General features: G+C 74.0%; 11 protein-coding genes and 1 pseudogene. 5 read left to right on the top strand and 7 right to left on the bottom strand.

The window, feature by feature from the left end; translation table 11 throughout:
• A pseudogene (locus tag HPY23_RS05915) lies at positions 1 to 333 on the top strand (hypothetical protein); the annotation flags it as partial.
• Between the two features lie 68 nt (positions 334 to 401).
• Here HPY23_RS05915 and HPY23_RS05910 read toward each other — a convergent pair.
• The 3 genes from HPY23_RS05910 to HPY23_RS05900 form a co-directional block, all read right to left on the bottom strand.
• Positions 402 to 824, bottom strand: a complete 423-nt coding sequence (locus tag HPY23_RS05910; protein ID WP_091881635.1) for a DUF4174 domain-containing protein — start codon at positions 822 to 824, stop codon at positions 402 to 404.
• Positions 825 to 951: 127 nt separating this feature from the next.
• Positions 952 to 1887 carry a hydroxymethylbilane synthase gene (gene hemC / locus HPY23_RS05905; protein ID WP_091881637.1) on the bottom strand — a complete coding sequence of 312 codons (936 nt, stop codon included), beginning with the start codon at positions 1885 to 1887 and terminating at the stop codon, positions 952 to 954.
• A gap of 100 nt (positions 1888 to 1987) precedes the next feature.
• Positions 1988 to 2287, bottom strand: coding sequence for an antibiotic biosynthesis monooxygenase family protein (locus HPY23_RS05900; protein ID WP_060849338.1), 300 nt, complete (start codon positions 2285 to 2287; stop codon positions 1988 to 1990).
• Positions 2288 to 2536: 249 nt separating this feature from the next.
• On the opposite strand from HPY23_RS05900, the gene HPY23_RS05895 reads away from it, so the two are divergent.
• Together HPY23_RS05895 and HPY23_RS05890 are read left to right on the top strand one after the other, a co-directional pair.
• Positions 2537 to 3013 (top strand): RNA polymerase subunit sigma-70, encoded by a 477-nt coding sequence (locus HPY23_RS05895; protein ID WP_091881641.1) that lies wholly within the window; start codon positions 2537 to 2539, stop codon positions 3011 to 3013.
• A gap of 148 nt (positions 3014 to 3161) precedes the next feature.
• Complete coding sequence (locus tag HPY23_RS05890; protein WP_060846988.1) at positions 3162 to 3464, top strand: carboxymuconolactone decarboxylase family protein; 303 nt, start codon at positions 3162 to 3164, stop codon at positions 3462 to 3464.
• Between the two features lie 109 nt (positions 3465 to 3573).
• Here the strand turns inward: HPY23_RS05890 and HPY23_RS05885 are convergent, their stop codons facing one another.
• Entirely contained in the window at positions 3574 to 4038 is a 465-nt protein-coding gene (locus HPY23_RS05885) for an Hsp20 family protein (protein WP_060846989.1), read from the bottom strand.
• A gap of 201 nt (positions 4039 to 4239) precedes the next feature.
• Here HPY23_RS05885 and HPY23_RS05880 point away from each other — a divergent pair, with 201 nt between their 5' ends.
• Positions 4240 to 5289, top strand: a complete 1050-nt coding sequence (locus HPY23_RS05880) for an alpha/beta hydrolase (RefSeq protein WP_175539835.1) — start codon at positions 4240 to 4242, stop codon at positions 5287 to 5289.
• Positions 5290 to 5387: 98 nt separating this feature from the next.
• Positions 5388 to 6152, top strand: coding sequence for an HD-GYP domain-containing protein (locus HPY23_RS05875; RefSeq protein WP_091881646.1), 765 nt, complete (start codon positions 5388 to 5390; stop codon positions 6150 to 6152).
• A 35-nt stretch (positions 6153 to 6187) separates the two neighbouring features.
• Here HPY23_RS05875 and hisN read toward each other — a convergent pair whose 3' ends face one another.
• The 3 genes from hisN to HPY23_RS05860 form a co-directional block, all read right to left on the bottom strand.
• Positions 6188 to 6973 carry a histidinol-phosphatase gene (gene hisN / locus HPY23_RS05870; RefSeq protein ID WP_060846992.1) on the bottom strand — a complete coding sequence of 262 codons (786 nt, stop codon included), beginning with the start codon at positions 6971 to 6973 and terminating at the stop codon, positions 6188 to 6190.
• 84 nt (positions 6974 to 7057) lie between these two features.
• Positions 7058 to 9124, bottom strand: a complete 2067-nt coding sequence (locus HPY23_RS05865) for an AI-2E family transporter (protein ID WP_091881648.1) — start codon at positions 9122 to 9124, stop codon at positions 7058 to 7060.
• 123 nt (positions 9125 to 9247) lie between these two features.
• Positions 9248 to 10635, bottom strand: a 1388-nt coding sequence (locus HPY23_RS05860; RefSeq protein ID WP_200649574.1) for a penicillin-binding transpeptidase domain-containing protein, incomplete at its 5' end; no start/stop codon positions are given.

The raw sequence follows: 10635 nt of genomic DNA, 5'->3' as shown, positions 1-10635 counted from the left end.
GGCTTCGGCTACCGCCAGGCCGGCTTCGGCGGCGGCTGGCGCGGCGGTTATGGCGGCTGGCGCGGCGGATACGGCGGCTGGCGCGGGGGCTACGGCTACCGCCGCGGCTTCGGCTGGGGCGCGGCGGGCCTCGGGCTCGGCGTCGGGCTCGGCCTCGCAGCGGCCACCGCCCCGTATTACGGCGGCTACGGCTATGGTTACGGCGGCGGCTACGCCCCGGTCGGCTATTATGGCGGCTACGATTACGGCTATGGCGGCGGCTGCTACGAGGTGCCCCGGGTGCGCTGGACGCCCTACGGCTACCGCCGCGTCCTCGTGACCCGCTGCTACTGAGCGGGATCACTCGAACCGGAAAGGCCGCCCGCCGGGGCGGCCTTTTTCGTGCGGCCGGTCGCCATGGCTCAGTTGCGCCGTCCCGCCGCCTCCTCGCGGCGCATCGGCATCGCGTCGATGGTGGCGACCAGGGTCTCGGCCGGGATCGGCTCCGCGGCGACGAGCTTCTGCCCGCCGTCCTTGCCGACCAGCACCGCCCGGAACCCGGTGGCCGGCAGGCCGAGGCGCCGGCGCAGGGCGGCGGCCTCCCTTCCGTCCCCGATCGCCCGCACCACCACGAGGTCGCGCTCGCGCATCGCGGAGGCCTCGGCGATGCGCGCCTGCGCGGCCGCCCGGGGATCCCCGTCCTCGGCGGCGATCACCAGCACCCGGGACTTCCAGCGGTAGCGGTCGAGGTCGGAGGCCCCGGCCGGCACCGTCGCGGCGGCCAGGACAACGGGGATGAGGACAAGGGGAGCGAGGAGCAGGACGGGGCGCGGGATTGCGGGCATGGGCCGGGCCTTTCTCGAAGGGGTGCCGGGCGACGGGCCCGGCTCGTTCAGGAGAACCCAACGACGATCCGCCCCCGCCGGTGCCCGGACCGGACGCGATCGGTCCGCGCCGCAGCCCCGGCTCGGCCTATTGCAGCTTCGCCCGGTAGGTCTCGCCGGCCTTGGCCTTCAGCTCGGCGCCCGCCTCGCGCCCGATCGCCAGCGCGTCGGCGACCGCACCGGTGCGATGGGTCGCCCAGTGGGCGCTGCCGTCGGGTAGGAACAGGATCCCGTCGAGGGTGAGGGCGTCGCCGTCGATCTGGGCCAGCGCCGCGATCGGGGTGCGGCAGGAGCCGTCGAGCTCCGCGAGCAGGGCCCGTTCGGCACCGACCGCGATGGTTGTGCGGGCGCAGGCGACCGCCTGGAGCCGCTCGATCACCGCGGTGTCGCCGGCCCGGCACTCGATGCCGAGCGCGCCCTGCGCCACCGCCGGCAGCATCGCGCTCACCGGCAGGATCTCCTGGGCCCGGTCGGCGAGGCCGAGGCGTTCCAGGCCCGCGATGGCCAGCAGGGTGGCCTCGCAGGCGCCCTCCTCGAGCCGCTTCATCCGGGTGTTGGCATTGCCGCGCAGGGGCACGATCCGGAGGTCCGGCCGGTGCACCAGCACCTGGGCGCCGCGGCGCAGCGACGAGGTGCCGACCCGGCTGCCCGGCGCGAGGTCGGCGAGGCGCGCCGCGTGCGGCGACAGGAAGGCGTCGCGCGGGTCGTCCCGCTCCAGGATGCAGGCGATGACGAGCCCGTCCGGCAGCCAGGTCTCGACGTCCTTCATCGAGTGGACGGCGATGTCGACCTCGTCGGCGAGCAGCGCCTGCTCCAGCTCCTTGGTGAACAGGCCCTTGCCGCCGATCTCGGAGAGCGGCCGGTCGAGCACCTTGTCGGCCACCGTGGTGACGACGACGAGCTCCATCGCGCCGAGCTCGGCGAGGTCGGGATGGGCGGCCGCGATGCGGTCGCGCACCATCCCGGTCTGGGCGAGCGCCATCGGGCTGCCGCGGGTGCCGATGCGCAGGGGACGTCGAGCCATGGGTCGGGCCATCTCGGGTGCCGTGGGTACGAGAAGCGTCACATCCGCGAGTAGCGAGTCGGGGCCGCCGTGTCACGGCCCCCACAGGCTGCCGGCTTCCTCAGAAGCCCTGGACCGCCAGCACCGTGTGCTCGACCTGCGGCGGGGCGGCGAAATGCTCGGAGACCAGGGCGCGCCAAGCCTGGAAGTCGGCCGATTCGCGGAAGTCGACGGTGTGGTTCTCCAGGGTCTCCCACCGGACCATCAGCCGGTAGCGGGTCGGCACCTCGACCGAGCGTTGCAGCTCCATGCCGCGGCAGCCCTTGGCGCGGCGGAACAGCTCCGCCGCCCGGCCGACGCCGGCCTCGAAGGCGCTCTCGTGCCCGGCCTTCACCTCGATCTGCGCGATCTCCAGAACCATCCCGTCCCCCTTGCCGCGGTGCCAAGGCCGCATGCGGCGGCCATGCGCGAAAACGCCGGTGCCGACAGCCATGCGCGAAGCCGCCGGCCTTGTCCAACCCGCCGGCGCGAGAGCGGTGGATGGCCCCCGGCGGGCGGTTGCCAACCCGGAACAGGACGCGCACAAACCGTGGATGACCTGTGCACGGTGGCAACCAGCCCCGACCGGCGCCGTTTCCCTGCCGGAGCGTGACAGCGGAGTTCGGTCCTGATGGCGACGCTGAAGGAATTCGAGGAAGCCCTGCGCGAGAACGGCATGCAGATGGCGCTGGCGATTCTCGAGCGCCTGCGCGAGCGCGACCGCGCCAACCGCGTGGTGAAGCCGGGGCGCCGGATCGTCGGCAAGAAGATGACGCCGGAGCTGGCCCGCGAGATCCTCGAGCTGCACGGCTCGACGGAGATGACCCAGCAGGAGATCGCCTTCAAGCTCGGCGTCAACCAGGGCCGGGTGAACGAGGTGATCAAGCGCGGCAAGTGGCTCTCGGGCGACCAGGCCGCCCCCGAGGCGGTGGCCCGCGACAAGGGCAAGGCGCGCATCCAGGGCACCGAGCCGAAGCGAGCGCGCCGGCCCGCGGCCAAGAGCGGCGCGGCCAGGAGCGCCAAGGGAGCGGGCAAGGGCGGAGACAAGGGCACCGGCAAGCCCTCCAAGCGCCCGGCGACGGCCCAGCTCGCCTTCGGGGACCTCTGACCCCGAAAGAGGATCCCCGGCCCGGCAGGCCAGGCATGAGCGCAGCCCATTGGGCAGCGGTCTCGCGATGCTCTACCACTTCCGGTGCCGAAGCCGCCCCGATCGAGGGCGGCCGGCGGACCCGGCAGGCCGGGAGGAGAGCACGCCGATGTACGATGCCGCGAACCTGAAGAAGCTGCCCGCCCTCAAGAGCCTCGCCCCCGAGGCGATGGGCGCCTTCGAGGCCCTCGACAAGGCGGCGCTGGCCGACGGCGCGATCCCGCGCAAGTACAAGGAACTGATGGCGCTGGCGGTGGCGCTGACCACCCAGTGCCCGTACTGCCTCGAAGTGCACCGCGAGGCCGCCAAGAAGGCCGGGGCCACCGAGCAGGAGATCGCCGAGACGGTGTTCGTCGCCGTCGCCCTGCGGGCCGGCGCGGCGCTGACCCACGGCACCCACCTGCTGCCCTGACGCACGTTGTCCCGGACGACGGAGCGGTTCCGTGCGCCGGGAGTGCGGACACGGCGAAGCGCCCCGGCCGGGCGGCCGGGGCGCTCCTCCTGTCGGCGGGCGGGACGGCTTACGCCGCCTGCTGGACGCTGCCCTCGATCGACTGCGGGCGGGAGCCCGAGGCGATCTGGATCTGGCGCGGCTTCTTGGCCTCCGGGATCTCGCGGACGAGGTCGACGTGGAGCAGGCCGTTCTCCAGCACCGCACCCGTCACCTGGACGTGGTCGGCGAGCTGGAAACGCCGCTCGAAGCCGCGGGCCGCGATGCCCTGGTGCAGGAACTCGGCCTGCTTGGCCTCGCCCTTGCGCTCGCCCTTCACGGTGAGCGCGTTCTCGCGGGTCTCGATCGACAGGTCCTGGTCGGTGAAGCCGGCCACCGCGAGGGTGATCCGGTAGGCGTTCTCGGCCGTGCGCTCGATGTTGTAGGGCGGATAGGTCGGGGCCGCATCCGAGGTCACGAACTGGTCGAGGGCCGAAAACAGGCGGTCGAAGCCGACGGTCGAGCGGTACAGGGGAGCGAGATCGAACTGACGCATGACATATTCTCCGTCTGAAGCAATATGTAGTCTTGAAGGACCGCCGCGAGGGCCGGTCCCGGTCTTGCGCGCCGCCGTATCGGCCGGCGCCCCTCGCATATTGGGGTGGCCTCTAGACTGGTCAAGGCCGGCGCCGACTGGGTTTCGCGAATTTTTTCGGGAGGCCCGGACGGGCGCAGGTTCTGCCCCACTTATTAGGGGATGCCGTGCCAGGATGCGGCGGATGACAGCTTCAGAGGCCCTCTCGTGACAGTGCCGCTGCTCGCCACGCCCGACAACCCGATCCCGCCGGGCGCCACGCTCCTGTCGGTGCGGACCGCCGACGGCCTGTCCCTGCGGGTCGCCACCTGGGCGCCGACGGCGCGGGTGGTGCACGGCACGGTCTGCCTGGTGCAGGGCCGGGCCGAGTTCATCGAGAAGTACTTCGAGACCGTGGCGGAGCTGCGCGGGCGCGGCTTCCACGTCGTCGCCTTCGACTGGCGAGGGCAGGGCGGCTCCGACCGCACCGTCGAGGACCCGCACAAGGGCCACGTCGACGATTTCGCCGAGTACCGGCTCGACCTCGCGGCGGTGGAGGTGCAGGTGCTCGAGGGGCGGATGCCGCGCCCGTTCTTCGGCCTCGCCCACTCGATGGGCGGCGCGATCTGCCTGTCCGCCGCCCGGGAGGGCTGGCTGCCCTTCGACCGGCTGGTGGCCCTCGCCCCGATGGTGGCGATCTGCATGATCCGGTGGCCCAAGGCGGCGATGCGCCTCGCCGCCGCCTTGCGGCTCCTCGGCCTCGGCCGTCGCTACGTGCCGGGCGGCTCGGCAGTGTCGATCGCCACCAAGCCGTTTCCGAACAACCGGCTCACCGCCGATCCCGTCCGCTACGCCCGCAACGCCGCCGCGGCGCTGGCGGTCGGGGCCGGCGCCATCGGCGATCCCACGGTCGGCTGGCTCGCCGCCGCCTTCCGGGCGATGCGCCGCTTCGAGGATCCGCGCTACGCCCTCGGCATCCGCCTGCCGGTCCTGGTGGTGGCCGCCGGCGCCGATCCGGTCTGCAGCACCCCGGCGGCGGAGCGCTTCGCGGCCCGGCTCGCCGCCGGCCGCACCATCACCCTGCGCGGCGCCCGCCACGAGATCCTGATGGAGCGCGACGCGATCCGGGCCCAGTTCTGGGCCGCCTTCGACGCGTTCGTGCCGGGCACGGCGGCCCCGCTGCCGGACACGGCGCCGGAGACCCAGGGCGAGCCGAGGGCCGCCGTGGCCTGACAGCGGCCCGGGAACCCGCTGTCCATGCGCGACGGGCCGATCTAGGATCGCTCCCACCGGCCGACGGAGACCGCGCAGGCGCCTCGGGGAGTTGCAGGATGAGCGCTTTACTGTTCGGCCGCATCTTCGAGCGGACGCGGGCGGGGGTGTCGCGCCTGTTCGACGAGGCGGCCGGCGGACGCATCGCCCTCGCTCCGGTGGACGACCTCGTCTACCCGGTCATGCGCGTGCTCCAGGATGGCGGCGTCCAGGCCTGGCTCGCCCTGGTCCACGGCCATCCGAGCCAGGACGCCGTCCAGCATGCGATGCACGTCGCCGGTCTCGCGGCCAATTTCGGCCACCATCTCGGGCTGCCGGCCTGCGATTGCGTCGCCCTGGTCCGGGCCGGGCTGCTGCACGACATCGGCAAGGCCCGCATCCCGGCCGCGATCCTGGCCAAGCCCGGCGCGCTCACCGAGGACGAGATGGCCCTGGTCCGCCGGCACGCCGCGATCGGCTACGACATCCTGCGCGATTCCGGGATGCGCGATCCGGTCGTGCTGCAGGCGGCGCGCCACCACCACGAGATGCTCGACGGGTCCGGCTACCCCGACCGCCTGGCCAAGGAGGCGGTCAAGGACCTCGTCCGGCTGATGACGGTCTGCGACATCTACGCGGCGCTGACAGAGCACCGGCCCTACCGCCCGGCGATGCCCCACGCCGACGCGCTCGGAATCCTGCGGGGCATGGCGCCCGACCGGCTGGACCCGGATTTCGTCGACGCGTTCGAGGCATCGCTCGCGCCGCCGCAGGCGATGCGCGGAGGCGCGTTCCCCGCCGCCCCGGCGACCATGCGGAGCGATCCGCGCGACGGCGGCTGGTGAGCCGCCGGCGCGCCTCCCGCTCGCGCCGCCGACCGTCAGGAATTGAGGAGCGCCAGGGCCGCCGCGTGCAGCCGCTTGTCGCCGGCCGCCACGATCCGCCCGCCCTTGGCGGCGGAGGTGCCCTCCCAGGTGGTGACGACGCCTCCGGCACCCTCGATCACCGGGATCATCGCCACGATGTCGTAGGGCTTCAGCCCGGCCTCGACCACGAGGTCGATATGGCCCGCCGCCAGCATCGCGTAGGCGTAGCAGTCGGCGCCGTAGCGGGCGAGGCGGACGGCGCCCTCGACCCGGTCGTAGGCCTCCCGGTCGCCGGGGCCGAACAGGCGCGGGTCGGTGGTGTGCAGGACCGCCTCCGACAGCTCGCCCTTGCGCCGGGTGAGCAGGCGGCGGGTGCCGTGCGGGCCCTGGCAATGCGCGGCCTCGCCGTCGCCGTAGAAGCGCTCGCCGGTGAAGGGCTGGTTCATCAGGCCGTAGCACGGCACGCCGCCCCGGGTGAGCCCGATCAGGGTGCCCCAGGTCGGCAGGCCGGCGATGAAGGCGCGGGTGCCGTCGATCGGATCGAGCACCCAGACGTAGTCCGCATCGGCGCGCTCGGCGCCGAATTCCTCGCCCAGGATGCCGTGGTCGGGGAAGCTGGCGGCGATCAGCCGGCGCATCACCGCCTCGCCGGCCCGGTCGGCCTCGGTGACCGGGTCGAACGCGGCATGGCCCGCGGCCTTGTCCTCGGTGGCGAAGGCGGCGCGGAAGAAGGGCAGGATGGCCTGGCCCGACTGGGTGGCGAGCTCGTCCACGAACCGCGCGAAATCCACCACGCTCATGCTTGTCCCCGCTTCCCGCTCGCCCGGCCCGGAGGGCCGGCATGCCCCGGATCGAAAGGGTGCCGGGGCCCCGGCGTCAAGCCCTCAGGCCTCGGCCGGCACCGGCTCCCGGCCGGGAGCCGGCAGGGCGGCCCCGGGGGGCGCGGCATGGGGCGGCGCGTGGGCCGCTTCGCCGGGGGCGGCGGAGCGCGGCGCATCCCGCACCGCCTCCAGGCAGGCCTCGACGCCCTCGCGCAGGGATACGGCGTAGTGGTCGGCCCCGAGCGCCGCGCGGGCGCCCGGATCGGTCAGCACCGCGTCGTCCGCCGGCCACAGGCCGACGAGCACCTGCGCCTCCGGGGCGCGGCGGCGCAGCCGCTGGACGAGGTAGCGCAGATGGGCCGGCGTGCCGCTGATCTCCAGGTAGGAGATGCAGACCATCTGGGCGCCCTCGGCGTCGAGGGTGCCGATCCGCGAGCGCGTGACGTCCTCGAAGGGCACCACCCGGGTGCCGAAGCCGTGCTTGCCCAGGAGCTGGGCCAGCATCATCGAGGCGGCCTCGTCGAGGGGGCCGCGGCCGGCGATGCAGAGCACCGCGCCCTCGCGCGCCCACGCCTCCGGCAGGGCGTCGGGGGCCGGTGCGTCCGGCACCGCGGGGGCGGCCTCGCACGGCACTTCCTCGTCGCGGCTTCCCGACAGGAGGCGCCCGGCAAGCGTCGGCTTCGTTTCCGGCGCGGCGTCGTCGCGGTCCGACAGGTCCTCGATCAGCTGGGCGATGCCGACGCGGATGCGGTCGAGCTGGCTCTCGGTCAGCACGCCGCGGCGGGCGTCGGTGGCGGCGAGCTGGAGGCCCTTCAGCGCCACCTCGTCGTAGTAGGAGGAGAGCGAGCATTGGGCGAGGATCGCCTCGGCCAGCTCCTGCGCCTCGTCGGGGTCGTCGGCCAGCATGCGCTGGTAGAAGTTCTCGACCGGGGTCAGGGCCGGGCGGTCGCCGAACAGCACGTCGAGGAATTCGAGCTTGTCGACGTGGCGGCCGAGCACGACGAGGCAGACGGTGAGCGGCGTCGAGAGCAGGAGCCCGACCGGTCCCCACAGCCAGGTCCAGAACAGGGCCGAGACCAGCACCGCGAAGGGCGACAGCCCGGTCGAGTGGCCGTAGAGCAGCGGCTCGATGAACTGGCCGACCAAGGGCTCGAGCACGATGAACAGGGCGGCGGTGGCCAGCACCATGTTCCAGCCCGGATCGACCGCGGCGGCGAGCGCCAGCGGCAGCAGGGCCGACAGGAAGGCGCCGATATAGGGCACGAAGCGCATCAGCGCCGAGAAGATGCCCCACAGGATCGGGTTCGGCACGCCGATCAGCCACAGCCCGACGCCGATGACGAGGCCGAACCCGGCGTTCAGGGCGAGCTGGACCAGGAAGAACCGGCTCAGGCGCAGCGCCGCGTCGTCCATCGCCACGGTGGTGCGGTGCAGGTCGCTCGATCCCACGAGGCGGATCATCCGGTCGCGCAGGTCCTCGCGCTGGACCAGGATGAAGAGCAGCACCACGAAGACGATGCCCAGCGTGGCGAGCGGCGAGAGCACCGGCGCCAGCACCTTCTCGGCCAGTTCCACCGGGCCGGGCTCGCGGTCGCGCATCTCGACCAGCACCGGCTTGTCGGGGTTCTGCACCGCGGGCGGCGCGGCGCGCTTGGTCTCGGGTTTCTCCTCCGGCTTCTGCTCCGGCGCGCCGGCCTGCTGGATCTGGTGGTTGATGCTGCGCAGATACCCGGCGACGTCGCCGAGCGGGCCGGCCTTCAGGTTCTCGGCCTTCTGGGCGATGGTGCGCTGGTAGCGCGGCAGCCCGGTCGAGAGGTCGGCGAGCTGCATGCCGATGAGCCCGCCTAAGCCCGCCACCACGGCGAGCAGCAGCAGCACCGCGACGCCGACGGAGGGCAGCCGGCCGAGGCGCAGCTTGCGCAGCAGCGCCACCAGCGGCCCGATCACGAAGCTGAGCAGAACCGCGATGGCGATCGGGATCAGGATCTCGCGGCCGAAATACAGGGCCGCCACGATCACCGCCGCGATGACGAGCGGCGCCGCCAGGCCGTCCCCGGGGGTCTCGGCGGCCTGGACCCGGGCCGGCTTCACCGGAAAGATCTGCGTGCGACCGTCTCGCCGATCCGCCATGCGACGCGCCTCCAACCCCACGCGGCGCCCACGCTCCGCCACGCTTCCACCAGGGGGGAACGGGGCGGGGGGCGAAACGATCCCCCGCTGACCCTGGGCCAATCTGTCGAAAACGTGATCGGGCTACTCGATCCGCACCATCACGCTGTCGCTCGCGCCCGTCGCGTCGAGCACCGAGATCCGCACGAAGCCGGCGCCGTCGGGCTGCCACTCGGCCTGGCGGCGGTCGGATTCGGTCACCGGCAGGCCGCCGACGAGCCAGGTGAGCGGCGGGGTGCCGCCGAGCGCCTTGAGGGCGAGGCCGGCGGGCGGGCCTTCCGCGGCGCCGAGGTCGATCCGCGCCCCGTCCGGCGGGTAGGCGATGCGCAGGCGGTCGACGGGACCGGCCTCGCGGGAGAGATGGCGCAGCGGCGGCGGCAGGGCGGAGGTCGCCGCCACCAGGGCGTCGCGCGGGCGCGGCACCGGCTCGGGCTCGCCCCCGATCCGCGCCACGGCGTCGAACAGCAGGGGGGCGGCCGCGACCCGCCCGACGAGGCCCGGCACCCCGGCCCCGTCCGGCCGCCCGATCCAGACCGCCACGGTGACCCGGCGGTCGAATCCCACCGCCCAGGCGTCGCGGTAGCCGTAGGAGGTGCCGGTCTTGTAGGCGAGGCGGTTGGGCAGGGCGCTCTCGGGCGGGGGCGTGCCCCGCAGGGTGTCGGCGACGTACCAGGCCGCCACCGGCTCGGCGATGCGCGGGAGCACCGCCTCGGGCGGCGCCGGCCCGTCGAGGCGCCGGATCAGCACCGGCACCTCGCCGCCGCGGGCGAGCCCGGCATAGAGCCGCGCGAGGTCGGTGAGCGTGATGCCCAGTCCCCCGAGCGCCACCGGCAGGCCGGGGGCGGCGTCCCGCGGAAGGGCGATGGCGGCACCGGCGCCGCGCAGGCGGGCGATGAACCGGGCGGGGCCCACCGCCTCCATCAGCGCCACCGCCGGCACGTTGAGGGAGAGCTGCAGCGCGCGCCGCGCCGTCACCGTGCCCTGGAAGGTGAGGTCGAAGTTCTCCGGTGCGTAGGACGCGCCGAACCGGGACGGTCGGTCCTCGATCAGGGTCTCCGGATGGGCGAGGCCCGCCTCGAACGCCATGGCGTAGACGAAGGGTTTCAGCGCCGAGCCCGGCGAGCGCACGGCTCCGGTCATGTCGATGGCGCCGGCGCGGGCCGGATCGAGGTAGCCGGCGCTGCCGACCTGGGCCCGCACCTCGCCGGTGGCGTTGTCGACGACGAGGAGCGCCGCCGACAGGCCGGGCCCGAGCGCCGCCGCCCGCTCGGCCGCCAGCGGCTCGAGCCGGGCCTGCAGCCGGGCATCGAGGGTCAGGCGATGCACCGCCCGGCCAGGCTCCTGCGCCAGGGCGGCCTCGGCGGCGTGGGGGGCCAGCATCGGGAAGGGTTTTCGCCCGCGCGGTACCGGCTCGGCCCGGGCCGCCTCGGCCTCGGCCGCCGGGATGACGCCGCGGGCCGCCGCGAGCGCCA

The sequence above is a fragment of the Methylobacterium ajmalii genome, from assembly GCF_016613415.1.
In the GTDB taxonomy this organism is placed as follows: Bacteria; Pseudomonadota; Alphaproteobacteria; order Rhizobiales; family Beijerinckiaceae; genus Methylobacterium; species Methylobacterium ajmalii.
Note: the sequence above shows the minus strand (reverse complement) of the source record. Positions and strands in the feature narration are given on the sequence as shown.

What these genes read in the sequence shown, in the direction of transcription:
- HPY23_RS05880 (WP_175539835.1), top strand. Translation starts at nt 4,240, where the DNA reads ATGCCGTGCCAGGATGCGGCGGATGACAGCTTCAGAGGCCCTCTCGTG.
- hemC (WP_091881637.1), bottom strand. Translation starts at nt 1,887, where the DNA reads ATGGCTCGACGTCCCCTGCGCATCGGCACCCGCGGCAGCCCGATGGCG.
- HPY23_RS05885 (WP_060846989.1), bottom strand. Translation starts at nt 4,038, where the DNA reads ATGCGTCAGTTCGATCTCGCTCCCCTGTACCGCTCGACCGTCGGCTTC.
- hisN (WP_060846992.1), bottom strand. Translation starts at nt 6,973, where the DNA reads ATGAGCGTGGTGGATTTCGCGCGGTTCGTGGACGAGCTCGCCACCCAG.
- HPY23_RS05890 (WP_060846988.1), top strand. Translation starts at nt 3,162, where the DNA reads ATGTACGATGCCGCGAACCTGAAGAAGCTGCCCGCCCTCAAGAGCCTC.
- HPY23_RS05895 (WP_091881641.1), top strand. Translation starts at nt 2,537, where the DNA reads ATGGCGACGCTGAAGGAATTCGAGGAAGCCCTGCGCGAGAACGGCATG.
- HPY23_RS05865 (WP_091881648.1), bottom strand. Translation starts at nt 9,124, where the DNA reads ATGGCGGATCGGCGAGACGGTCGCACGCAGATCTTTCCGGTGAAGCCG.
- HPY23_RS05900 (WP_060849338.1), bottom strand. Translation starts at nt 2,287, where the DNA reads ATGGTTCTGGAGATCGCGCAGATCGAGGTGAAGGCCGGGCACGAGAGC.
- HPY23_RS05875 (WP_091881646.1), top strand. Translation starts at nt 5,388, where the DNA reads ATGAGCGCTTTACTGTTCGGCCGCATCTTCGAGCGGACGCGGGCGGGG.
- HPY23_RS05910 (WP_091881635.1), bottom strand. Translation starts at nt 824, where the DNA reads ATGCCCGCAATCCCGCGCCCCGTCCTGCTCCTCGCTCCCCTTGTCCTC.